The organism is Chryseobacterium sp. FH1 (genome assembly GCF_000735135.1).
Classification (GTDB): Bacteria; Bacteroidota; Bacteroidia; order Flavobacteriales; family Weeksellaceae; genus Epilithonimonas.
Map to the genome: position 1 here is coordinate 514,091 of NZ_JPLZ01000006.1, position 23,839 is coordinate 537,929.

Annotated in this window: 21 protein-coding genes; 17 read left to right on the top strand and 4 right to left on the bottom strand. The window is 39.4% G+C overall.

Annotated elements, in window-relative coordinates:
- Positions 1 to 11: 11 nt before the first annotated feature.
- Positions 12 to 1,280: an erythromycin esterase family protein gene (locus IO90_RS09360; protein ID WP_081871797.1), complete on the bottom strand. Its 1,269-nt coding sequence runs from the start codon at positions 1,278 to 1,280 to the stop codon at positions 12 to 14.
- Positions 1,281 to 1,686: 406 nt separating this feature from the next.
- Positions 1,687 to 3,357: an alpha/beta hydrolase-fold protein gene (locus IO90_RS09365; protein WP_034965899.1), complete on the bottom strand. Its 1,671-nt coding sequence runs from the start codon at positions 3,355 to 3,357 to the stop codon at positions 1,687 to 1,689.
- A 362-nt stretch (positions 3,358 to 3,719) separates the two neighbouring features.
- Between IO90_RS09365 and IO90_RS09370 the strand changes: the two genes are divergently transcribed.
- The 11 genes from IO90_RS09370 (at position 3,720) to IO90_RS09415 (ending at position 15,774) form a co-directional block, all read left to right on the top strand.
- Positions 3,720 to 5,069 (top strand): sigma-54-dependent transcriptional regulator, encoded by a 1,350-nt coding sequence (locus IO90_RS09370; protein ID WP_034965902.1) that lies wholly within the window; start codon positions 3,720 to 3,722, stop codon positions 5,067 to 5,069.
- A 159-nt stretch (positions 5,070 to 5,228) separates the two neighbouring features.
- On the top strand, positions 5,229 to 5,588 hold the full coding sequence (locus IO90_RS09375; RefSeq protein ID WP_034965903.1) for a hypothetical protein: 360 nt from the start codon (positions 5,229 to 5,231) through the stop codon (positions 5,586 to 5,588).
- A gap of 376 nt (positions 5,589 to 5,964) precedes the next feature.
- Complete coding sequence (locus IO90_RS09380; RefSeq protein WP_051878481.1) at positions 5,965 to 6,219, top strand: hypothetical protein; 255 nt, start codon at positions 5,965 to 5,967, stop codon at positions 6,217 to 6,219.
- Complete coding sequence (locus IO90_RS19220; RefSeq protein ID WP_074719383.1) at positions 6,216 to 6,293, top strand: potassium-transporting ATPase subunit F; 78 nt, start codon at positions 6,216 to 6,218, stop codon at positions 6,291 to 6,293. The genes IO90_RS09380 and IO90_RS19220 overlap by 4 nt, the downstream gene beginning before the upstream one ends.
- 139 nt (positions 6,294 to 6,432) lie before the next feature.
- Positions 6,433 to 8,133: a potassium-transporting ATPase subunit KdpA gene (gene kdpA / locus IO90_RS09385; protein WP_034965904.1), complete on the top strand. Its 1,701-nt coding sequence runs from the start codon at positions 6,433 to 6,435 to the stop codon at positions 8,131 to 8,133.
- Positions 8,134 to 8,143: 10 nt separating this feature from the next.
- Positions 8,144 to 10,183, top strand: coding sequence for a potassium-transporting ATPase subunit KdpB (kdpB, locus tag IO90_RS09390; protein WP_034965905.1), 2,040 nt, complete (start codon positions 8,144 to 8,146; stop codon positions 10,181 to 10,183).
- Positions 10,184 to 10,309: 126 nt separating this feature from the next.
- On the top strand, positions 10,310 to 10,870 hold the full coding sequence (locus IO90_RS09395; protein WP_034965906.1) for a K(+)-transporting ATPase subunit C: 561 nt from the start codon (positions 10,310 to 10,312) through the stop codon (positions 10,868 to 10,870).
- A gap of 16 nt (positions 10,871 to 10,886) precedes the next feature.
- The gene (locus tag IO90_RS09400; protein WP_034965907.1) at positions 10,887 to 11,969 is read left to right on the top strand and encodes a porin; all 1,083 of its coding nucleotides are present in this window, start codon (positions 10,887 to 10,889) and stop codon (positions 11,967 to 11,969) included.
- Between the two features lie 75 nt (positions 11,970 to 12,044).
- On the top strand, positions 12,045 to 13,166 hold the full coding sequence (locus IO90_RS09405) for a histidine kinase (protein WP_034965908.1): 1,122 nt from the start codon (positions 12,045 to 12,047) through the stop codon (positions 13,164 to 13,166).
- 7 nt (positions 13,167 to 13,173) lie between these two features.
- Positions 13,174 to 14,907, top strand: a complete 1,734-nt coding sequence (locus IO90_RS09410; protein WP_034965909.1) for an ATP-binding protein — start codon at positions 13,174 to 13,176, stop codon at positions 14,905 to 14,907.
- Positions 14,908 to 15,375: 468 nt separating this feature from the next.
- On the top strand, positions 15,376 to 15,774 hold the full coding sequence (locus IO90_RS09415; RefSeq protein WP_034965911.1) for a hypothetical protein: 399 nt from the start codon (positions 15,376 to 15,378) through the stop codon (positions 15,772 to 15,774).
- Positions 15,775 to 16,107: 333 nt separating this feature from the next.
- On the opposite strand, the gene IO90_RS09420 is transcribed toward IO90_RS09415, so the two are convergent.
- Positions 16,108 to 16,566 (bottom strand): PA2169 family four-helix-bundle protein, encoded by a 459-nt coding sequence (locus tag IO90_RS09420; RefSeq protein ID WP_051878482.1) that lies wholly within the window; start codon positions 16,564 to 16,566, stop codon positions 16,108 to 16,110.
- Positions 16,567 to 16,716: 150 nt separating this feature from the next.
- Here IO90_RS09420 and IO90_RS09425 point away from each other — a divergent pair, with 150 nt between their 5' ends.
- On the top strand, positions 16,717 to 18,000 hold the full coding sequence (locus IO90_RS09425) for an NAD(P)/FAD-dependent oxidoreductase (protein WP_034965912.1): 1,284 nt from the start codon (positions 16,717 to 16,719) through the stop codon (positions 17,998 to 18,000).
- Between the two features lie 50 nt (positions 18,001 to 18,050).
- Here the strand turns inward: IO90_RS09425 and IO90_RS09430 are convergent, their stop codons facing one another.
- On the bottom strand, positions 18,051 to 19,037 hold the full coding sequence (locus tag IO90_RS09430; protein ID WP_051878790.1) for an SDR family oxidoreductase: 987 nt from the start codon (positions 19,035 to 19,037) through the stop codon (positions 18,051 to 18,053).
- A 437-nt stretch (positions 19,038 to 19,474) separates the two neighbouring features.
- Here IO90_RS09430 and IO90_RS19065 point away from each other — a divergent pair, with 437 nt between their 5' ends.
- The 5 genes from IO90_RS19065 (at position 19,475) to glp (ending at position 23,825) form a co-directional block, all read left to right on the top strand.
- Positions 19,475 to 19,621, top strand: a complete 147-nt coding sequence (locus IO90_RS19065) for a hypothetical protein (protein WP_228374670.1) — start codon at positions 19,475 to 19,477, stop codon at positions 19,619 to 19,621.
- Between the two features lie 336 nt (positions 19,622 to 19,957).
- Positions 19,958 to 21,079, top strand: coding sequence for an XdhC family protein (locus IO90_RS09440; RefSeq protein ID WP_034965914.1), 1,122 nt, complete (start codon positions 19,958 to 19,960; stop codon positions 21,077 to 21,079).
- A gap of 3 nt (positions 21,080 to 21,082) precedes the next feature.
- On the top strand, positions 21,083 to 22,063 hold the full coding sequence (moaA, locus tag IO90_RS09445; RefSeq protein ID WP_034965916.1) for a GTP 3',8-cyclase MoaA: 981 nt from the start codon (positions 21,083 to 21,085) through the stop codon (positions 22,061 to 22,063).
- Positions 22,063 to 22,644, top strand: a complete 582-nt coding sequence (locus IO90_RS09450) for an NTP transferase domain-containing protein (protein ID WP_034965917.1) — start codon at positions 22,063 to 22,065, stop codon at positions 22,642 to 22,644. The genes moaA and IO90_RS09450 overlap by 1 nt, the downstream gene beginning before the upstream one ends.
- Complete coding sequence (gene glp, locus IO90_RS09455; RefSeq protein WP_228374671.1) at positions 22,641 to 23,825, top strand: gephyrin-like molybdotransferase Glp; 1,185 nt, start codon at positions 22,641 to 22,643, stop codon at positions 23,823 to 23,825. Before IO90_RS09450 ends, glp begins: the two co-directional genes overlap by 4 nt.
- Positions 23,826 to 23,839 lie beyond the last annotated feature (14 nt).

Consider the following 23,839-nt stretch of genomic DNA (forward strand, 5'->3'; position numbering starts at 1 on the left):
TGTAAAAATCTTCAATCCAAAAGTTTTGAGTTTGTAGACTTTTTGATGAAGACCAGATAGTCGAAATCATTGCTTACGTTGGCATCCCAAAATTCACGTTTCAAAACAACCGCGCCTGTGTTGCGAAATTTAGTGATGTCGTTTACGATCCATTTAGCAAGCGGGTTAGCTTCTGACTTTAAGCGCTTCAGGTCAAGAATCAAAATCGGGATATCCAAAGAATTCAATAGATATTCCACTGTTCCCGGAACTGCCGTCTGAGCAATTTGTGGCGTTCGCAAGCTTTCTTTCTTCAGGGTATTGGAGAGCGCAGTATAAGTACCTTCATAAAAAGCGAAGCCGAAGGTGGTGTAATCATTTTTAAGACCGTCTTTCAAAAAACTGCCCATCTCATTTTTCCTATTGTTAATGTGTCCGTTATGGGCTGAAACAACAATTTTTGAATTTGGATAGTTTTCTGCAATCCACATCACATTTTCAGCCATCAGCTTATCCCTGGTGGAGTAGGATTTAGCAAGATATTGCTCTATGATCCGTATATTTTGGAGAAACCATTTTCTGTCGATGCCGGCTGGTATTTTTTCAGCTAGTCTTTTTGTGTTGTTCAGAAGAACATCGATTTTTTCTTTCTGTTTTTTTGAAACAAGGGTGTGTCCTGATTTTTTTTCTCGTGTTTTCGTGTGGATCTCAATTAACAGAGCGGAAAGTTCGTTGACATCACTCTCTGGAAATTGATATTTAGAAAAATCTTTTTTTAAATTAGCAAAAGCACCCTGATAAAACTGCATATCAAATCCCAAAAACTGAATCTTGTTCTGATTCTGGCTATTAAACTCTTTCATCCAATTGACGATGGACAGCATCTCTTCTGTCTGCCAGATCCAAAAATACATTCCTTTCAACAAGGCTTTAGGGTCACCTTCTCCATTGATCACATATTGATTGATGTTGTATGCCTCGGGCATTGCGGCCTCGAGGGAGAAAATGTCATAGCCCTTGTTCTGTGCTAGGTAACGGTACATCCTGTCTTTCAGTTGGTAGATCTCACTGGAACCATGGGTGACCTCTCCCAATGCTACGACCTTGGAATTTCCAACCAGCCCGTTCAGGATCTCCAGGTCATCATTGCCTTGCTTTTCTGGGTCGACAGAAGAGATGGGGTAAACGAAGTTTAGAAGATATTTCTTTTCTTCGTCGGTTAATTGATTTTTGGTTTGCGAAAATGCGAAGCCTGATATCAAGCATAAAAATAATAGTAGAAGGGTTGGACGGTGTGACATATATTCAGAACGATTTTTAATATTTTTTATTGATGAAACTTTTTCATATTCTGAGAGCTAACATTTTTAAAATAAGTAGATTTTCTCTAAAATCAGCTTAAAAGAGATTTGTAAAATAACAGCAATTCTTTACCTCCTGCACGTTGGATAACAAATATATAAAGTTGTAATTACTTAAAATTGTATAAATGGAAAGTCGAGACCAGATACATTCAATGTGGTATATCTGAAACAAAGGCTCGGGGACGGTGGAAATGATATTTGTATACTAAAGGAAGTCTGTAAAAATATGAGTTGCCATGAGGAATGCAGGACAACGTATGGGCCACTTCATTCTGGATTGTGTCGATCACTGAAATTTAGATAGTATTTTTATGGGAAGTGCTGATACAACTTTATTTTAGTATTATATTTTCAGCTCGATGGAGTTTACCCAAACTTGCTCACGGTCTTTGTTATTTTCAAAGTTTTGCAACATAAGCTCTCGATCATATTCTACTTTTCGGTTGAAATATAATTTTCCGTTGATGTAAACCTTAACTCTCTTTTTTAAATTGACCATTTCAGGCGAAATTTTAATCGAAAATGATTTAATTTTTGACACTTTGATGTAGAAAACGTTGCTGTCATATTCCGCTTTTATTTTACCTGAATTTCTTGGGAAATCAAAAGCATTCTTATCTACAGTTTTTGTTATCAGGCTGTCTTTTTCATCATATTCTAACCACTTTGTTATTTTAAAATTTAAATCTTTATGCCAATCAGCTCTTGGTTTTAGCGTGTCTAATTTTATATCGGAAAGCCAATCGATCGTGCCATATTTCTCATCATCGAATTCCCAAGATATTTCTTTTGGAAAAGGATTCCTTTTTCGCTTTGTCAACTCATTGAAAAGAATTTTATAAGCCGGTTCAGATTCATCAAATTTAGGAAACCAATGCGGAAATCCATTATATCGATATTCTTTGTAATCAGCTTTTGTTGCGTTCATCAGTTTATTGAGATCATCATTTGCGTTTGGCGGATAATAATAATCTTGATCCGTCGAAAAGTTGACGAAGAAACGGTTTTTGATGTTTTCTACAAAAGTTCCGCCTGTGAAGACTTTTGGATAGGTATTGAATCCGTAAAAGCCGGCAAATAGTGTTGGTTGTTTCATCAGGTAAGAAAAAGAACCTGTTGCACCGTTTGAATGTCCCGATATAAAAACTTTATTATCGTCAATATTGATCGCTCTTTTGACAAGTTTTACCATTTCAGGTATCATAAAGAAGCCATCATCTGGCGACATCCAATTATATTGTCGGCTACCCTTTGGGAATACCAGAATTACATCGTTTTGTTCCGCGTATTTCGTGTAATATCTGTTCCAATCGCCCAAATTCCAATCGGCAAGCTGGTAGTCTGCCAATGCATTATTTTTAACAGCACCGTGAAGGAAAAAGAGTAGGGGATACTTTTTTGACGGATCATAATTTTTTGGAAGGTGAATGAAAAATGATGTTTTGATAGAATCATTTACTTTAAAAGAAATTGAATAATCACGATTATTTTTCTGCTTGTAGGAATTAAATTTTCGTATTTCTTGATATAAAATTTTGGGATCTCTGATTTCCTTCAGATTGTTTTCAGACGCGTTGTAAAATTCATTTTCTCTTGACAGCAACTCGGCATAAAATTGCTCTTTGTCTTTTAAGGCTTTTGCTTTCAACGAAACCCATCTTGCGTCAGAAAGCAAATTTTTATATTCTGTTTCTGCATCCAATATGTAGGTCCAACCCGGATAGCCGTCTTCATCTGTCTCCATTGCGGCCAGCGGTGCAAGGTACTTGAATGCCTTGTCATAATCTTTCAATTCCGAAGCAATTACGGAAGATTTATATAAACCTGTTCCATCAATGCTGTCAGGATAGATCTTAAAGGCATTTTCGTACATATCTAAGGCCTTTTTATAGCCAGCTTCATCTTTGGCCTTCCACATCGTTTCCAATGCTTTTTGCGCCAATGTTGAGTAGTTCTCCTGTGCGCGGCCGAGAAATCCGAATACAACCAAAAACAATGCTAAGCAATATCTCATAGATCAAAATGTTATAAGACAAAACTATCACTAAAGTATTTATAAAACTTGTAAAAATGGAACATTTTAAATTAAGCTTTTAGGTGCCAAAATTTCTCTATGAGTAGTGGGGCGGATCTCCATAAAAGCGGATGAACTTTGCATTGTCGGTTATCCGTGAGTTAGAGGATGTTATTGGAAAATATGCGGAAGGATCTTTTCTTTTGAAGTTGACTTTCATTTTAAAATAAAAAAATATAGGTTTCTGTTCTCAAGTTTACTAGATCACTAGATTTGGAAGGACTCCAAGTAATAGTCAAAATGTGTGATTTTTTATAATTTCTTAAGCGGTATTATTTACATTTGTACATTAATATCAGACATTGAACAAGATCCTCATCATAGACGACGAAGAAAAAATAAGGACTCTGCTTTCCAGGATTATAGGATTAGAAGGCTTTGAGGTCTTCCAAGCCTATGATTTGAAGAATGCAAAAAAAAGACTAGAAGCATCTGATATCGATGTTGTCATAAGCGATGTCAAACTTCCGGACGGTAGTGGTGTGGATTTCTCTAGAATCATAAAAGAAAAGCATCCATCAATAGAAGTCGTTCTTTTGACGGCTTATGGCAATATTCAGGATGGCGTTCAAGCAATCAAAAATGGTGCATTCGATTACATTACGAAAGGTGATGATAACAACAAGATCATTCCTCTTGTTTACAAAGCGGCAGAAAAAGTGGCTTTGAATAAAAGAGTGATACAACTCGAAAAACAATTGGGAGATAAGCAATCTTTTGATAATATAATTGGAAGATCCAACATAATTAAATCTGTCATTGATTCAGCAAAAAAAGTAGCGGTTACAGATGCAACAGTACTTTTGACTGGAGAAACAGGAACTGGGAAGGAAGTTTTTGCACAAGCCATTCACAATGGAAGTTATAGGAATAAACAGAATTTTGTAGCTGTCAACTGTTCTGCATTCAGCAAGGAATTGTTGGAAAATGAATTGTTCGGGCACAAATCAGGCGCTTTTACTGGTGCTGTCAAAGATTCCAAGGGGATTTTCGAAGAAGCTGACAATGGAACGGTTTTTCTGGATGAGATAGGAGAGATGCCACTCGATTTGCAGGCAAAACTGCTTCGAGTTCTAGAATCAGGCGAATTTTTGAAAGTTGGTGACAGCAAACCAACCAAAGTCAATGTGAGGATCATTGCCGCGACAAACCGGAATCTGCAGATTGAAATCAATAATGCAAATTTTCGCGAGGATCTGTATTATCGGATAAATATTTTCAATATTGTCCTGCCCTCTTTGCGTGAAAGAACTTCTGACATTGCAGAACTTGCTAACTATTTCTTGAAAAAGTTTACTAATAAAACCGGTAAGAAAATAGCTTCCATTTCTGAGGAATATTTAGAGGTATTGAAAAAACATTCATGGAAAGGAAATATCCGTGAACTTCGCAATATCATTGAAAGAAGTGTGATTTTGGAAGAAAGCCATGAATTATCTATCGGAAGTTTACCCTTTGATTTGCAGCAGGGTTCAACATCCCACGCGACATCGCACAAAACTTTGTCAGCCTTTTCTATGGCAAGTGCCGAGAAGATCCATATTCAAAAAACCCTCAACTACACCAATGGGAACAAGGCAGAGGCAGCCAGATTGCTCGAGATCGGCATCGCCACGTTGTACCGCAAAATCGAAGAATACAAAATTTCATAAGATCATTATCATATTGAGAAAAAGCCTATCATTTTGATAGGCTTTTTTATTGGGTGAAAATTCATGTTTGATTTTAATTAATTGATTAATTGTTAGTTATAGACTTTTTTTGCTTGTGGGAATATTTATTGGCATTAGTGATTCAAAACAATTACAAAAATGAATCACACAGAAGCAATACAGGAAATCATCCAGGTGGTTCCGGATTCCAAAGCGGAGTTCGAAGAAGTTTATAAAACCAAAAATTCCTTTATGGTGATCAATGTCTTTACGAGACAGATCAGAAATCTTATAAGGAAAGGTGAAACAACGATTTTGATCCGGTCTTTCGATAAGATGAATGACCTCTACCAAAAAGGCGATCAGGCTCTGAAAAATGCGGTAGAAAATGTATTTGTCTATTCTTTGGACAGCCTGATATTTTCCTGCGACAAAACCTACAAGAATTTGATCTTTTCGAAAATGCCGAAAAGTTTACATCAAGTTTACATGCGTCAGATCTACAAATCAGGACTTTAAAACAAACGATATCATGCATAGAAAAATAATAAAATCGAGAAACTGGGAAAGCTGGAAAAGATCCAAAACCAAACATGACTTTGAGATTCTTATCATCAATGTCGCGGTGATCCTAAGTGTTTTTGTGTTTGCAGCAATTATTCAACCCTAATAAATACACGATTATGACAGCGATTTTAATTCTCTCAGGAGTAGCTCTCTTTGCCATTTTTTTCCTGTTGATAAGAATTTTTGAAAAAATTTGAACGATGCAAAAGATCAATCAAAAAAAGACAGTCGAATATCTGAAGGCTTTTTATCCCGATATCAAGAATGAAATTACAAACCTCTCGGACGAAACAATTTTGCGGGAATCATCCAAACCACGGTAGATTCTATGAAAGACCTTATGGAGCAGACCAAGATCCAATCTGTGATCCGCAATGTCAAAAGAATGGATTGGATCTACAAGCGAAGCAATTCCTACGTGAGATACTTGATAGAAAATATTTTCATCCGCTCATTTGAAAGCCTGAAAAGAAAAACAAATCCGCAGCAATGGCGATTTCTCTTCCAGGAGATTCCCGCAGATTTTAAGAACATTTATATGAAACAGACAAGAAAAGACCACCAATTAATCAACAGATCATGATCACATTATTTATCATTGCTATTGCCGTCTTCGGCTACATAGGCTACGTTTTGATCAATCCGGAAAAATTCTAGAAAGGATGGACGTAAGGACTAAAAGTGAAATGAAAGACTGGCTCGGGATACTGGGCTGGACAGTTTTCGTCACTTCATTCCTCTTTATCATCATCAAGATCAAAACAATCAATTAAATTTTAAAGAAACTATTAATAAAATGGACAAAGAAATATTAGGAATTATATTGATGTTCGCCCTCGCAGTAGGCATTGCAATGCCACTTGGGCGCTACATCTCAAAAATTGTCGGAAACGAAAAAACCTGGTTGGACAGGCTTTTAAATCCTGTAGATCGATTATTCTACAAGATCTCCGTCATCGACCCAGAAAAAGAAATGACCTGGAAACAACATTTGACCGCATTACTAACCATCAATTTTGTGTGGTTTTTAGCCGCAATGTTCGTCCTGACCAATATGAGCTGGCTCCCAATGAATCCGGACAACAATCCATCAATGAGTGGTGATCTAGCTTTCAATACGGCGGTTAGTTTTGTGACAAATACCAATCTCCAGCATTATTCTGGCGAAACAGGAATGTCGTATCTCGGACAATTGACCTTAATGCTGTGGCAGTTCATCAGCGCGGGATGCGGAATAGCGATCGCAGCTGTCGTGTTTTTTGCAATGAAGGAAAAAACGACCGATAAACTTGGGAATTTCTACTTCTTTTTTGTGAGAAGTTGCACAAGGATTTTATTTCCAATTGCGATTGTTGTTGCTTCACTACTAGCATTCAACGGAACGCCGATGACTTTTGAGGGCAAAGATTCAATTATCAATTTACAAGGTGACAAAGTAGAAGTTAGCCGTGGTCCAGTCGCTGCATTTGTGGCAATTAAACATTTGGGAACCAACGGCGGTGGATTTTTCGGACCCAACTCTGCGCATCCTTTGGAAAATCCGAATTACTTTACAAACATTGTTGAAATCGTCACTCAGATGCTGATTCCTCTTGCAATGGTTTTCGCAATGGGATTTATTATCAAAAGAAGAAAACTTTCTTGGACGATTTTTGGCGTGATGACTATCGGATTTTTATTGTTAATGATCCCGACAGTCGTTTCCGAAGTCAATGGCAATCCTGCGATTTCCGAGATGGGAATTTCTCAATCGATGGGAAATATGGAAGGTAAAGAAGTCCGTTTCGGTACCGCAGCTTCTGCTTACTGGAGTATTGCAACCACTGTTATTTCTACTGGAAGTATCAATTCGATGCACGACAGTTTTATGCCTATCAGTGGAATGAATCAATTGCTTGGGATGATGGTGAATTGTTTCTATGGCGGTGTCGGCGTTGGATTCCTGAATTTCTACATCTTCATCATTCTCGCAGTTTTCATCAGTGGATTGATGGTTGGAAGAACGCCAGAATTCCTTGGTAAGAAGATTGAAGCCAAAGAAATGAAGATCGCGATGATCATTGCACTTCTACATCCACTTTTGATTTTGGCAGGAACCGCAATCGCAAGTTATACTTTTGCGAATGATCCAGAAGCTTATGCCAGTTGGCTAAATAATCCAAGCTTCCACGGCTTCAGCGAAATGCTGTACGAATTCACATCGTCAAGTGCCAACAACGGAAGCGGTTTCGAAGGTCTGGGAGACAACACACCTTTCTGGAATATCGCCTGTGGCATCGTGATGTTGATGGCAAGATATCTTCCAATCATCGGTCCGGTAGCAATTGCAGGAAGCCTTGCTGCCAAAAAATACATCCCTGAAAGTGCAGGTACACTGAAAACCGACACACCAACTTTCGGATTGATGGTCTTCGCCGTTATCGCACTTGTTGCTGCGCTTTCTTTCTTCCCAGCTTTGGCTTTAGGACCTATCGCAGAACATTTTTCACTTAAATAATTGAATTAAAATGAAAGGAAATCAAAATAATTTGTTTCAGGCCGACTTGGTGAATGAAGCATTGAAACAGTCTTTTATAAAACTAAGTCCATCCAAGATGTTCCGTAATCCTGTAATGTTTATGGTATGGATTGGAACAATTGTAATGGCCGGCGTTTGTGTCTGGATCGCACTTGGCGAGAAAGATCAAGGAAGTTTGATTTATAATATCATCGTAACTGCTGTCTTATTTATCACCTTACTGTTCGCCAATTTTGCAGAAGGCATCGCAGAAGCAAGAGGAAAAGCACAGGCAGATTCACTCAGAAAAACGAGAGAAGAAACGCCTGCAAAATGGATTCAGCCGGTGGGGGATATTTTTAATGATGAAATCACCATTGTTCCTTCGTCTCAGCTTAAAAAAGGCGATGTGTTCCTATGTGAGCCCGGCGATATCATTGCCTCAGATGGTGAAATTATTGAAGGTCTTGCAACGATCGACGAAAGTGCGATTACTGGAGAAAGTGCACCCGTGATCCGTGAATCCGGAGGTGACAAGAGCAGTGTGACCGGCGGAACAAAAGTACTTTCCGACAGGATCAAAGTCAAAGTGACCACAGAACCAGGCGAAAGTTTCTTGGATAAAATGATTGCTTTGGTAGAAGGGGCGAGTAGACAGAAAACACCAAACGAGATTGCTTTGACAATACTTTTGGCAGGTTTCACATTGGTATTCATCATCGTGACGGTAACCCTCAAACCATTTGGAGATTACGCAAATACGCCAATCACTATTTCTGCTTTTATCTCATTATTCGTTTGCTTAATTCCGACTACGATTGGTGGACTTCTATCAGCCATCGGAATCGCAGGAATGGACAGAGCATTAAGAGCAAACGTGATCACGAAAAGTGGAAAAGCTGTAGAAACTGCCGGTGATGTAGATGTTCTTTTATTAGATAAAACCGGAACGATCACCATCGGAAATAGAAAGGCGACCCATTTCCATATTGCAAACGGAATAGATGAAAAGCATTTTCAAAAAGCCGTGGTTTTAGGTTCTATGGCAGATGAAACGCCGGAAGGAAAATCAATCATAGAACTCGCAGGAATTGACCCTAAAAGTTACGAGGTAAAAAGTCCCGAATTCATCAATTTCACAGCAGAAACGAGAAGTTCAGGTGTGGATTATGACAACATCAGAATCCGAAAAGGCGCTTCAGATTCAATCAAAAACCTGGTTGCACAAGCGGGAAATCCTTTTCCAAAAGAAATCGAGGAAGCGGTAAAAACCATCTCTAGCAACGGCGGAACACCATTGGTCGTTTCCGAGAACGAAGAAGTATTGGGTGTCATGGAGCTTCAGGATATCATCAAACCAGGCATTCAGGAACGTTTTGAACGTCTGAGAAAAATGGGGATCAAAACCGTGATGGTAACTGGAGACAATCCTTTGACCGCCAAATATATCGCTGAAAAAGCAGGCGTCGATGATTTCATAGCCGAAGCGAAGCCTGAAGACAAGATGAACTACATCAAAAAAGAACAAGCCGAAGGGCGATTGGTCGCAATGATGGGTGATGGAACCAACGATGCGCCAGCACTTGCCCAAGCCGATGTCGGCGTTGCGATGAACAGTGGAACACAAGCGGCAAAAGAGGCCGGAAATATGGTGGATCTGGACAACGACCCGACCAAACTGATTGAGATCGTGGAAATCGGGAAACAGTTATTGATGACCAGAGGAACGCTCACCACGTTCAGTATTGCGAATGATGTCGCTAAGTATTTCGCAATCGTTCCGGCTTTATTCATCGCCTCGATTCCGGCCTTGCAGGGACTGAACATTATGAACCTTCATTCACCAGAAAGTGCCATTCTATCGGCAGTGATTTTCAATGCGATCATCATTCCTGTCTTGATTCCACTGGCTCTGAAAGGTGTGGCCTACAAACCAATAGGCGCGAGTGCATTGCTCAGAAGAAACCTTTTGATCTACGGTCTGGGCGGCGTTTTGATCCCATTTGTCGGAATCAAGATTATAGACTTGTTTGTATCACTATTTATTTAAATTATTTGGGTAGCTATTCCGTCCTCCGTTCCCTCCCGATTTTACATCGGGATCCACTCAGGCCGGGCTGCAGATCCAGTATCAAAAGACGCCACAACATAGAATCGAACTTTAAAATTAAATCAAATGAAACAAAATATTCTTCCTGCCTTAAAACTGACATTGGTTTGTCTGCTATTTTTCTCAGGATTTTACACGCTTATCATTTTCGGAATTGCGCAGTTTTCTCCCAACAATGGAAAAGGCGAAATCGTAAATGTCGGTAACAAAAAATATTACACAAATGTGGGACAGGCATTCACAGAAGATCAGTATTTCTGGTCACGTCCGTCAGCGGTAGATTATAACGCAGCAGGAGCCGCGGGAAGCAACAAAGGACCTTCCAATCCGGATTATCTGAAAACGATTCAGGAGCGAATTGACAATTTCATCAAACACAATCCTGATGTTCCAAAAGCCGAAATCCCATCTGATCTGGTCACCGCCAGCGGAAGTGGATTGGATCCGAACATCTCCTTGCAGGCCGCTGATGTTCAGGTGAAAAGGATTGCGAAAATCAGAAATATTAATGAAAACAAAATTCAAGATCTGGTAGCATCCAATACAGAAAAACCTTTTCTGGGATTATTCGGAACGGAAAAGATCAATGTCTTAAAACTCAATATCGCGCTAGACGGTTTGAAATAAAATTAAAATTAATAAAATGAAAAGTTTAAAAATATTATCGCTTTCGATGTTAGGATTATCAACGCTTCTTTTTGCACAGGAAGAAGTTAAAAATCCGCTTAAAATAAGCGTTTACGCTGAGGTCTATTACCAGTACGATTTTAATAATCCTGAAAATAACACACGCCCGGGCTTCATCTACAGCCACAACCGAAACAATGAGGTGAATCTGAATCTCGGATTCGTCAAAGCCAATTACGAGAAGGAAAGACTTCGAGCCAATCTGGCTTTGGCAACCGGAACTTACATGAATTCAAATTATGCTGTAGAACCCGGCGTTCTCAAAAATATCTATGAGGCCAACATAGGATTGAAGATTTCGAAGACCAAAAACCTTTGGATCGATGCTGGAATTATGCCGTCTCACATCGGTTTTGAAAGTGCCATCAGCAAGGATTGCTGGACCTTGACCAGAAGTCTTTTGGCAGAGAATTCACCTTATTACGAAAGCGGCGCAAAAATTTCCTACACCAGCGAGAGCGGAAAATGGTTGGTCAGTGGTTTGGTTCTGAATGGCTGGCAAAGAATTCAACGAGTAGATGGGAATTCGACGCTTGGTTTTGGACACCAATTGACCTACAAACCGACAGATAAGATCACGCTAAACAGCAGTTCTTTCATTGGGAATGATAGGCCGGACAGCATCAAACAGATGCGGTATTTCCATAATCTGTACGGCATTTTTCAGCTGAGTAAAAAGTTGGCGTTGACCACAGGTTTTGACATCGGCGCGGAACAAAAAATAAAAGGCAGCAATCAGCACAACATTTGGTTTTCTCCTGTTATCATTGCAAAATATGCAGCCACAGACAAGTTGAGTTTTGCAGCAAGAGGCGAATATTACAATGATGAAAAAGGCGTCATCATTGCGACGGGAACAGAAAATGGATTCAAGACCTTTGGTTATTCTGTGAATGCGGATTATTGGATCCTTCCAAATCTCGTTTGGCGTACCGAAGTGAAAAATCTCAGCAGCAAAGACGATATTTTCCTGGATCGAGATGATCATTTGAACAAAATTAATTTTATGGCAATTACATCGCTTGCTGTAAGTTTTTAATAGTTTCCATATTACCAAATCCCTTGTTGAATTTTTGACAAGGGATTTACCTAAATTTGATATAGATAATCTGTTATGGATGAAAAAAGGTCAGCTCAGGATTTTCTTAATTTGATAAAAAAGTCTAGACGCGGGAAATTCAAGATCTACATTGGGATGAGTGCCGGTGTGGGAAAAACGTACCGAATGCTCCAAGAAGCGCATTCGCTTTTAACAAACGGTATCGATGTGAAAATAGGATACATTGAAACCCACAACCGCAAAGAAACGCACGCTTTGCTGGATGGTTTACTAATTATTCCGAGAAGAAAATTATTCTATAAAGGAAAAGAGCTGGAAGAACTGGATGTTCAGGCAGTGATCAATCTTCGCCCGGAAGTAGTGATCGTGGATGAATTGGCGCACACGAACATCGAAGGCAGCAAAAACGAAAAACGTTGGCAAGATGTAATGGAAATCCTCGATGCCGGCATTAACGTCATCAGCGCGGTCAATATCCAACATATCGAAAGTCTGAATGAAGATGTGAAAAACATAACGGATATCGAAGTTAAGGAAAGAATTCCGGACAGCGTTTTGGCTCAGGCTGATGAGGTCGTTAACATTGATTTGACCGCTGAAGAATTGATCGACAGGCTAAAAGCGGGTAAAATCTACGACGTTGCTAAGATCAATTCGGCGCTCAGCAATTTCTTTAAAAATGATAATATCCTACAGCTTCGTGAGCTGGCGCTGAAAGAAGTGGCTTCTCAGGTTCAAAGGAAAGTGGAAACCGAAGTTTCAAATATCAAAAATATCAGAAAGGAAAAATTTCTGGCGTGCATAAGTTCCAACGAAAAAACAGCGAAGAATGTCATCAGGAAAGCAGCGAGACTGGCCAATTATTACAACAGCAAATGGTATCTTCTCTATGTTCAGATCCCGAGAGAAAGTGCAGATAAAATTGCGCTCGACAAGCAACGGCATTTGATTAATAACTTTAAATTAGCCACCGAATTGGGAGCCGAGATCATCAAGGTAGAAAGTACGAATGTCACACGAGCAATTATGGAACAATGCGAAAAGCGGAAGATCACAACCGTTTGTATCGGGAAACCACATCTCAATCTTTGGAAAGTGATTGTTGCCACAGATACTTTCAATTCGCTTTTGAATAAATTATCACAGGAAAATATCGACCTTGTAATTTTAAGTTGAAATTAAAATGAAGATAAAAACTAAATTAAACGCTGGCGTAGGCTTGCTGTTTCTCATGATCATTGTGCTATCTGTGCTCAGTGGCTGGTACATCAATCAACTGAAAAAAGATACCAATAATATTCTCGTCGCCAATTACAATACACTCCAATATTCCAGAAATATGCTGTTGGCATTGGAAGAAATCCACTCTAATTCTTCGGCTTTCACGATGTTTGAAAGGCACTTGGATAAGCAAAAGAAAAATGTGACCGAACCTGGCGAAAAGGAAGCGACGGAAAATATTGCCACGCATTTTCTATTATTAAAGGAAAGATCTAATAATCCAGAATTATTATCATCCATTAGAAAAGATATAGCCGAGTTGATGCAGCTGAACATGATCGCTATCGAACATAAAAGCAGTGTTGCAGAATCTACAGCGAAGAGTGCGATCATGGCAATCTCTGTGACTGGAATGCTGTGTTTCATCATCGCCTTCATCCTGATGGTGAATTTGCCTTCCAACATTGCCAATCCTATCCAAATCCTGACAGGAAGTATTAAGCAAATCGCGGATCAGAATTACAAAGAGAGAGTTCATTTCGAGAGCAAAAGTGAGTTTGGGGAATTGGCGATGTCATTCAACATCATGGCAGAAAAACTTCAGGAATATTCGGAAAGCAAGCTGGATAAGATCATCCGCGGAAAACGGCGCATCGAAACATTGATCGATAATATGCACGATCCGGTGATTGGCATTGATGAAGGTAAAAAAGTTCTGTTTGTGAATGATGCTGCCCTCAAGGTCACAGGACTCAAAAAAGAATTCATTGTGGGCAAACAGATTCAGGACGTAGCTGTGACCAACGACCTTGTGAGAAAACTCATCAAAGAGCCCACTCAACCAGACACTTCCGTGAGAAATGAGGAGGCTATGAAGATCTATGCAGATGGTAAAGAAAGTTATTTTGAAAAAGAGATCATTGACATCAACGTCATTCCAACAGGAGAGAAGGAAAGTCAATTCATTGGACAAGTGATCATGTTGAGAAATATAACGCCTTTTAAGGAACTGGATCTGTCCAAGACCAATTTTTTAGGAACTGTTTCACACGAATTCAAAACGCCTATCGCTTCCATCCAGATGGGATTGCAGCTTTTGGAGAACAAGCAGGTCGGAAGTTTGAATGATGAACAGGGTGATCTGATTGCCGGGATCAAGCAGGATTCAGACCGATTGCTAAAGATCACGGGGGAACTCCTAAATATGACCCAGTTGGAAAGCGGTTCGATAGAACTTCACAAAAGGGCGACTGAGATCAAAAGCATTATTGACTATGCAGTGAATGCAAACAGGTCAGCTGCCACGGAAAAGCTAATTCAGATAAGAGTTCAAATTCAGGAAGGACTGTCTACTGTTTATGCGGATACGGAAAAAACGTCTTGGGTATTGAATAATCTTCTTTCCAACGCTATTCGCTATTCCCATGAAAATTCAGAAATTGAAGTGGATGTGCTAAATGATGTGGACAAGGTCTGGTTTTTGGTCAGGGATCACGGACGTGGAATCGAGGAGCAGTTTATTGATAAGGTCTTTGATAGATATTTTAGAATTCCAGGGACGGCAAAAGGTGGGACAGGTCTTGGCTTGAGCATCAGCAAGCAATTTGTAGAGGCCATGGGGGGCAAATTGACTGTGAAAAGCAACTTTGGATCGGGAAGTGAATTCATCTTTTATATGGAAAAATACCAGAATTAAGATCTCTACAATTTGACATATTAATGAAAATAAGTCATATCACTATTGATAAATAAAAAGACAGACAAAAAAGCAATCTACTGACTTCAATAGATTGCTTTTTTTGTTTATACCTCATAAACGAATAGATATAGAAATATTAAATTGAAGATTTATAAAGAATTGTAGAATTATTTAATCCCCTCAAGGAACCTTGGCAAGCGTATCTTCATACACTTTTATAGATGATTTAATTCGTTTGAGTCAAATTTAATAAGAATAGGCTATCCCAAATTTTACATTAAGTATCTAGTAGTCGTAAAGTTTTCCGCAATCTAATTTTTTCTTCTAAGTAAAAATCAAAGTTGATATAGTTAGAACATAGTTGGCTTCGACGTCTTTCTTTGCTGAAGGAAAGATTTTAATTAATAGATTATTGGATTTAAAATATAATTTGGTACATTAAAGTATATTGTTGCCGAGATCAAAATGCTCACAAGATCACAAATTGAACAACTGGAGCAGGAGCTTCAACACATTGTTTCGGAAAGCAAAGAACTTGAAATTAAAACAAAAATAGATAATGCGCTTGATTCAATAGAAAATCTTGAAAACCTTTACCAGCAGGGCGATTTGCTAACAAAAAGAACAATAGGGTGTTTGATATTTCCCCAAAAAGTCGAATTTGACGGAAAAAGTTTTCAAACACCTAAAATGAACATTGTCGCCCGATGTATCTATCAGTATAACAATGGATTAGAAAATAAAAAAAACCGACAAAGAAGTGAAAAAACTTCAAATGTCGGTCTTGTGACCTCGACAGGACTCTATTCAAACCAATTATGGGAGGATATTGATAATATAATAAAGGTGATCAACTACTTATAATAATCCAATTATAAATAGATTTGATTAATTTTGATCGAATAAAAACATTGAAAATCATCTTTTATCCCTATGATGTTTATCTTAATAAACACGCAAGACAATAGAAAAAATTGACCTCATGCCAAATAGAATAACCTACCAAATATGTTATTTCTTTTGCAAACTGCAGTCGAGTAAGGATTATTATTTTTGAGCTATTTTCACAATCAATTCAAATGCCTATACATTTGGAGTATAACCAACGCTTTGTACTTAAAATAATATGAAGAAGAATCTCCTTAAAAAAAGACCGTAAATATTACGGTCCTGTATCTTCTTCTGTATGTCTAATTTTTATGATCTGATATTCTCAGCTATTCCCCTGAATTCCTGAGCTGAATCCTTGATCCTTTTTAATTGCTCACCTATTACACTGGAGCTTTCAGCATCTAGTTCATTTGCGTCTAAAGCTTCCTGGTAGGCCTGAATCGCTGCATTCTCTCCAAAGATAACATTTTGCAAGGTCGATGATTCAAGGTCGCTGATCACGAATGCATTTTTTACATCGATCCACGCCCTGTGCAATGTACCGGTCACTGATGCTGAATCTTCAGGATTTCCACCACGTTGTGTTATCAGGTTGATGATCTCGACCTTCATTATCTTGGTGTAGGAAATGATGTGCTCATACTTTTCCTTTAATTCGCGATTGGTTTCCCATACTTTCCCTTCCACCTTTTCAAAGCCCTCCAGGCGGTCATTGATAATATGCAAAAGGTCGTTTAAAATTGAGATGGTCCTTGAGTGTTCCATTATGAAATAGATTTATATAATGTAGCAATTGCAATTTTGATGCCCAACGAACTAATAATCGTCTTCGTAAGCCTTCTCGCTACATCGCAGCTTAAGTGATTTGGCGTGATTATCGATTGTTGAACAGTATAATTTTTAAGACCATAGTAAATGAAAGATAACAATACTGTAGTCATCATAGGTGGTGGTTTTGCAGGTGTAGAATTGGCAGAACGTCTGTTAAAGAACGACAAAAAGGTCAATGTAATTTTGGTAGACAGGAACAACTATAATTTCTTTCCTCCACTATTGTATCAGGTGGCAACAGGATTTTTAGATGTTTCGAACATCAGCTATCCTTTTAGAAAATTTTTTAGGAATAACAAAAGGTTTTCTTTCAGGATGGGAGAGTTGTTGCAAATAAGACCACAAGATAACAAGATAATCCTGAATAATGGAGAGATCTCCTATTCAAACTTGGTACTGGCTACGGGAACCGTAACCAATTATTTCGGAAACGACAATATACGCCGGAATGCATTGCCGATGAAGACCATTAGCGATGCCATCAACCTTAAAAACAAGATTCTTGAAAGATTGGAACTTGCCACCAGAACTTCAGATGCCAGTGAGCGGATGAAGCTCACGACATTCGTGGTTGCTGGAGGAGGTCCAACGGGAGTTGAGATTGCCGGTATGTTGGGAGAGTTGCGAAAGAACATTCTATCGGAGGATTATCCTGAATTGCAGAACTGTCCTTTCGATATTTATTTGATCGATGGCCTGCAAACCATATTGGCGCCAATGAGTAAGGCCTCTCAGCAATATGCAACCAATTCTCTGAAAGAAATGGGTATAATTTTAAGGCTTGGACAGGTGGTTAAAGATTATGTGGATAATGTGGTCCATTTGGCAGATGATACAACAATCGACTCAAGCAATCTGATCTGGACGGCTGGAGTCACCGCACAGGTATTTCCGGGTCTTCCCGAAAAATTCTATGGCAGAGGAAAACGTCTTTTGGTGGACGGACAAAACAAGGTGCAAGGAAGCCACAATATCTACGCGATAGGTGATACAAGTTTGATGAAAGCAGATCCCGCATTTCCGGAAGGACACCCACAATTGGCACAGGTCGCAATTCAGCAGGCGAGGTTGCTGGCTTCCAATCTCACATTGATTGACGAGAAGAAGAGGCTTCTGTCATTTCAATATAATGATAAGGGATCAATGGCCATCATCCGGAGAAACAGGGCAGTAGCAGATCTGAATGGTCCGGTTAAACATTTTAATGGATTTATTGCGTGGCTGATCTGGGTTTTTATTCATCTTATGTCTTTAATAAACCTTAGAAACAAAATCACCACATTTTTAAATTGGTTGAATTCATACATGACCAAGGATCAGCCGTTGAGGATGATCATAGATCCGTCAGATAAAACATCTGACCAATAAATACAAAAAGCCACCGATGGGATGGCCTTTGTATTTTGATGGTAGTTTCTTTAAGGTTGTCCATTTCCACCTGCAGATCCGTAGATCTGGCCGGTTGCAAAACTGCCGGAGTTATCAGCCAGCTGGACAAATATCGATGCCAGTTCTGCTGGTTGTCCTGGTCTCCCCAGGGGCGTGTCGTCACCGAATTTTACCAGATTTTCCTGCGTCTGTCCGCCACTGACCTCAAGTGCGGTCCAAACAGGTCCCGGAGCAACGCCATTGACCCTGATCCCTTTTGGTCCTAACTGCTTGGCCAATGATTTCACATAGCTTGTTGTCGCGGCCTTGGTCTGCGCGTAGTCGTAAAGGTCAGCGGAGGGGTCATAGGCCTGCACGGAGGAGAGGCCAATGATACTTGATCCCGGCATCAAATAAGGAAGCGCTGCCTTCGTGATCCAGAATGGCGCGTATATGTTCGTTTTCATTGTTCTGTCAAAAGCATCCGTGCTAATGTCCAATATTGATGCATTGGTTTTTTGATGACCTGCATTGTTGACAAGGATATCGAGTCCTCCCAGCTGTTCTGCGGCTTCGGATACCAGCCGTTGGCAAAAGGCCTCGTCGCGGATGTCTCCGGGAATGGCTACTGCCTTGCGACCTGCTTTTTGAATTAATTCGATGACTTCGAGGGCGTCAGATTCTTCCTCAGGAAGATAATTGATCGCAACGTCAGCACCCTCTCTTGCAAAAGCTATCACCGCAGCACGTCCAATTCCCGAATCACCACCTGTGACCAGAGCCTTTCTACCTAACAGTTTTCCGGACCCTGTGTAACTTTCTTCACCGTGATCGGGAACTGGCTCCATTTTGTGCGCCAGACCTGGAAATGGTTGAAATTGTTTGTTAAATGGTGGTCTTGGATGCTTGGTCGTTGGATCTTCCAGATTTGAATCTGAATTATTCAAAGTTCTGTTATCAGAATTTTCAAAATTGTCGGGACTTAGAGCGGATGCTAATTTTTCTATTGCATCTCTTCTTGTTATTTGGTCTTCCATATTGATTGTGATTAGATATAAGTAATTTTCAGGATTGATAAGCAACCAGCATTCCATTTTCAAATTGAAAAATTTGATATATCGCTCGCGTCATAGAAGATGACTCCGCTGCGAAATCTTACATTATTTTAAGAACAATCCGGCATCGATCTAATGTTTGTTTTTTTGATGAGCAGAAACGATCTATTGGCTTATGTGTCAGTATATTTCAAGGTAATGTTTGGCATTTCATTTTTTCAGATAATTAATTGTATGGTGACCTAGATCATAATTTTAGGATAATTCAAGTATTTAAATTTGATTGTAGTGAGGGTAATTCTGTAATGTATTTTAAAATTTAATTAAGATCGAATCTATTATAAATTAAATGTTATATATTTTTCACAGATATTATCGATAGTCAGCAAGCAGAAGTGTCTAATTGCGTATCAAGATCCGTGACAGAAGCCATGGCCCTTAATTTTGCTAAGTTATTTAGTACGAAATGGTCTGTAGCGACCACCGGATATTGCACGTCGCTTCCAATCTCTGCGAATGGAGTATTTGGTTATTATGCGATCGTTTACAAAGGAAAAGTTTTCTAATACGATAGCGATAGATCAGCATACAAAAGCGGTGGATGCAAAAAAACATTTTTCAGAATGTGCACTTATGGTATTCCAAAAAGAACTAAAGAGACCGCTTCCGGTCTACTTAACATTTATAACCATCTAACTGACTCAGCGGAGTATCGATAACAATGTTTTTTAAAGAGGATAATGTGATGTTTCCTTTTATTTCAGAAACTACCACTTATAGTGGTAGTTTTTTGGCTTCTGTATTCCGCCACTTAAGGTTAACATCATATGACTATGAAATATTTGTCGCACGGAATTTGTTAGCTCAAGGAAAAAATCACGTGTGGAACTAAAAAGTAAGGTATGAAAGAAATCTCTGACATTATAGAATCATACAGAAGATCAGTTTTTGAGGGTAAAAAAAGCGCTCTAGCAACAGTTGTAAAAGTCGATGGTTCGTCCTACAGGCAACCTGGGGCAAGAATGCTGGTAACGGAAGATGGCATCTTGACGGGAGCCATAAGTGGGGGATGCTTGGAAGGCGATGCATTGAGAAAAGCTTTGATTGCCATCAATCAGAAACAGAATAAGCTTATCACTTATGATACGAGTGATGAAAGTGCTCTGGAGTTCAGTGTACAGCTAGGTTGTAATGGCATTGTCCATATCTTGTTTGAATACATTGATGTCGATGATCCTCATAATCCATTGGAAATATTAGGACGTCTGGGACAGAACAGGGGCGCTTCAGTAGTTGCAACACTGTTTTCTTTGAAACGAAATGCAAAACAAATTGGAACGATCAATATACTTCAGGAAAATGGAATTTTTGTGGATGACCTCTATTCTCTCAAAAATAATATGTTGGGTATTTTAGAAAGTAAATGTACCGAAATTCAAACTTTTCAAATTGAAAACGAAGAACAGAGCGCAATGTTTCAATATATTGCTCCACCCGTTTCGCTGGTTATTGCCGGCGCCGGAAATGACGTTCAGCCTGTGGTGAAGATAGCGGATATTTTGGGCTGGGAAGTGACTGTTGGTGAGGGAAGAGTGACTCACGCTACTCAAAAGCGTTTTCCAGAAGCGAAAAATATTTTGGTTGTAAAACCTGAAGAATTGATACAGAATATAGTGATCGATGACAGAACTTATTTTGTTCTGATGACCCACAATTATAAATATGACCTTGAAGTTTTAAAACTGGTTTTAAAAACAAACTGTCCGTACATCGGAATATTGGGACCCAAAACAAAACTGCAGAGAATGTTTGATGACCTTCATGCAGATGGTAATATTCTCGCAGACGGAGATTATCAGCGCATCTACGGCCCGATTGGTCTGGATATTGGTGCAGAAACGTCGGAAGAAATTGCTTTGTCTGTCATTTCAGAAATCAAAGCAGTGATCGAGGACAGGAAAGGGACTTCTCTACGTTATAAAATTGATAAAATTCACGTCCAGACAACGGCAAAACATACATAACACATGATTACAGATACTTTCGGAAGAGTGCATGATTATCTGAGGATTTCCCTTACAGATAATTGCAACCTGCGTTGTTTTTACTGCATGCCGGAAGAAAAATATGCCTTTGCTCCCGCCGCAAAACTGATGCAGGTGGATGAAATTGAAAACATTGCTAAGCTTTTCGTCGACCAAGGAGTGAAGAAAATCAGACTCACAGGTGGCGAACCTTTGGTCAGAAAAGATGCTCCGAAAATCTTAAGATCATTGGGCAAACTGGATATCGAGCTCGCAATTACCACCAACGGAATTCGTGTCGATGAGATGCTAAACGAATTGCTGGAAGCCAATATCAAAGCCATCAACATAAGCCTTGATACTCTTCAGCCTGAAAAATTTCTAAAAATTACAAGACGCGATCTGTTTCACCGCGTCAGAAACAATATCAATTTACTCCTGAAGCACAACATACGTGTGAAAATCAATGTTGTTGTCATGAAAGGTTTAAATGATGATGAAATTCTTGATTTTATTGCTTTGACGAAACACAGTAATATCGAAGTCCGGTTCATTGAGTTTATGCCTTTCAGCGGAAATCAGTGGACTAGCAATCAGGTGTTTACTTTGCATGAAATATTATTGAAAGTTAGTTCAGTATATGATGTCATTCCGGTCGAATCCGAACCCAATGATACCGCAAGCCGGTACATCATCGATGGTCACATTGGGTCATTCGCCGTGATCAGCACGATGAGCCAGCCTTTTTGTGATACCTGCAACCGGATGAGGCTGACTGCCGATGGAAAATTGAAGAACTGTCTGTTCAGTAAAGATGAAACTGATCTATTGGGAGCGTTGCGGAATGGTCAGGATATTTTACCGTTGATTAAGCAAACGATGAAGGCTAAGGCCAAAGCTTTGGGCGGACAGTTCAGCGGTATATTTGAAAATATAGATGCATCAAAATTAGAAAACAGAAGTATGATTACAATCGGTGGTTAATGGAAACAGGAATACTCATTTTAGCGGCAGGAAATTCCTCAAGACTCGGACAGCCAAAACAGTTGTTGGATTTTAAAGGAAAAAGTCTCCTGCGACATGTTGCTGAAGAATCACTCAAAATAACAAAATCTGTCGTGGTCGTTACAGGAGCAAATTCAATTGAAATTTCAAAAGAAATCAATGATCTCGAACTCATCGTTACAGAAAATAAAACTTGGAACGAAGGCATGGGCTCTTCAATCCACATCGGATTTGATCAGCTTTTAAATTTAGTCCCAGCCATTGAAAACTGTATTATTTCAGTTTGCGATCAGCCTTTTATCGAAGCGTCGGTTTTCTCTGAATTAATTCAAACGCAACAAGATTCTCAAAAAGGAGTTGTTGCCTCAAAATACGCAGACACTGTAGGAACACCGGTTTTATTTACTAAAAGATACTTTAAAGATCTTTCAAAACTTTCCGGCCAGGAAGGTGCCAAAAAACTGCTACAAAAATTTAAAGACGATATCGCTGAAATCAATTTTGCAAAAGGCGCAATAGATATCGATACCCAAAACGATTACCAACTACTGATTCAATGAAAATGATTTCCGTCAACGAAGCCAAACAAATCATCCTACAATCTGCATTCACGAAAAAAAGCAGTGTCATTCCGCTTTCAGAAGCTTTTGGGTTGGTCACTTCAGAAGATGTAATTGCTTCAACCGACATTCCCAATTTTGCACAGTCGTCGATGGATGGTTATGCCCTGAAATTTGCAGATAAAGATCAGTCCCTTTCCGTAATTGGTGAAATGGCTGCAGGTACATCGAAACAATTTGCAATAAGTACGAAGGAAGCTACCAGAATTTTCACCGGAGCGCCTCTGCCTGAAAACGCAGATACCGTGGTGATGCAGGAAAAAATTCGGTTGGAAAATGAAAAGCTGATTGTTGAAGACGAAAATCTATATGAAGGTCTCAACGTCCGTACAAAAGGTGCCGAAGTAAAAAAAGGAGAGGTCGCCATGACAGAAGGAACCTATCTCTCGGCCGCCGCCATCGGATTTCTTGCCGGTACCGGTTGTGCTGAAATTTCTGTTTACACACCTCCAAAAGTTGCCATTATTCTTACCGGAAACGAACTTCAGGATCCCGGAAATCCATTGGAATTTGGTCAGGTCTACGAAGCTAATTCTTTTCAGTTGAAAGCAGTCTTAAATCAAACTGGAATTAAAGATATTGAAGTCTTCAGAGCCGAGGACGATCGTAAGGAACTGCACAAAGTACTTGAAAGCGCAATCGAAAACAGTGATGTTGTTTTGCTGAACGGTGGTGTGAGTGTGGGAGATTATGATTTTGTCACTGAGGTTGCGAATACCTGTGGCGTTGAAGAAAAATTTCATAAAATCAGACAGAAACCGGGCAAACCGCTTTTCTTCGGAACGAAAGAAAACAAATTGGTTTTTGGACTTCCCGGAAATCCATCTTCATCGCTGACCTGCTTTTACGAATATGTTTTACCGGCGCTCGAAAAAGTGATGGGACTGCCGTCAGGTGTTACCGAGATTAAAGCAAACGTAACTAATCGTTACCCTAAGCCTGCAGGATTGACGCATTTCCTGAAAGCATTTTACAACAATGGAAAAGTAACGCCGCTTCACGCTCAGGAATCTTTCCGTCTGCATTCTTTTGCACAGGCAAACTGCTTTATTGTTCTGCCTGAAGAGTCATTGGGATGTACAGAAAATGAAGAAGTTACGGTGCATCTTTTACCAAATTAATTTAAAATAAAAAA

Excerpts from the sequence above, each read along its gene's own strand:
- kdpB (WP_034965905.1), top strand. The coding sequence starts at position 8,144 with ATGAAAGGAAATCAAAATAATTTGTTTCAGGCCGACTTGGTGAATGAA.
- IO90_RS09375 (WP_034965903.1), top strand. The coding sequence starts at position 5,229 with ATGAATCACACAGAAGCAATACAGGAAATCATCCAGGTGGTTCCGGAT.
- IO90_RS09400 (WP_034965907.1), top strand. The coding sequence starts at position 10,887 with ATGAAAAGTTTAAAAATATTATCGCTTTCGATGTTAGGATTATCAACG.
- moaA (WP_034965916.1), top strand. The coding sequence starts at position 21,083 with ATGATTACAGATACTTTCGGAAGAGTGCATGATTATCTGAGGATTTCC.
- IO90_RS09450 (WP_034965917.1), top strand. The coding sequence starts at position 22,063 with ATGGAAACAGGAATACTCATTTTAGCGGCAGGAAATTCCTCAAGACTC.
- IO90_RS09440 (WP_034965914.1), top strand. The coding sequence starts at position 19,958 with ATGAAAGAAATCTCTGACATTATAGAATCATACAGAAGATCAGTTTTT.
- IO90_RS09395 (WP_034965906.1), top strand. The coding sequence starts at position 10,310 with ATGAAACAAAATATTCTTCCTGCCTTAAAACTGACATTGGTTTGTCTG.
- IO90_RS09380 (WP_051878481.1), top strand. The coding sequence starts at position 5,965 with ATGAAAGACCTTATGGAGCAGACCAAGATCCAATCTGTGATCCGCAAT.
- IO90_RS09360 (WP_081871797.1), bottom strand. The coding sequence starts at position 1,280 with ATGTCACACCGTCCAACCCTTCTACTATTATTTTTATGCTTGATATCA.
- IO90_RS09420 (WP_051878482.1), bottom strand. The coding sequence starts at position 16,566 with ATGGAACACTCAAGGACCATCTCAATTTTAAACGACCTTTTGCATATT.
- IO90_RS09430 (WP_051878790.1), bottom strand. The coding sequence starts at position 19,037 with ATGGAAGACCAAATAACAAGAAGAGATGCAATAGAAAAATTAGCATCC.
- IO90_RS09425 (WP_034965912.1), top strand. The coding sequence starts at position 16,717 with ATGAAAGATAACAATACTGTAGTCATCATAGGTGGTGGTTTTGCAGGT.
- IO90_RS09365 (WP_034965899.1), bottom strand. The coding sequence starts at position 3,357 with ATGAGATATTGCTTAGCATTGTTTTTGGTTGTATTCGGATTTCTCGGC.
- kdpA (WP_034965904.1), top strand. The coding sequence starts at position 6,433 with ATGGACAAAGAAATATTAGGAATTATATTGATGTTCGCCCTCGCAGTA.
- IO90_RS19220 (WP_074719383.1), top strand. The coding sequence starts at position 6,216 with ATGATCACATTATTTATCATTGCTATTGCCGTCTTCGGCTACATAGGC.
- glp (WP_228374671.1), top strand. The coding sequence starts at position 22,641 with ATGAAAATGATTTCCGTCAACGAAGCCAAACAAATCATCCTACAATCT.
- IO90_RS09415 (WP_034965911.1), top strand. The coding sequence starts at position 15,376 with ATGCTCACAAGATCACAAATTGAACAACTGGAGCAGGAGCTTCAACAC.
- IO90_RS09405 (WP_034965908.1), top strand. The coding sequence starts at position 12,045 with ATGGATGAAAAAAGGTCAGCTCAGGATTTTCTTAATTTGATAAAAAAG.
- IO90_RS09410 (WP_034965909.1), top strand. The coding sequence starts at position 13,174 with ATGAAGATAAAAACTAAATTAAACGCTGGCGTAGGCTTGCTGTTTCTC.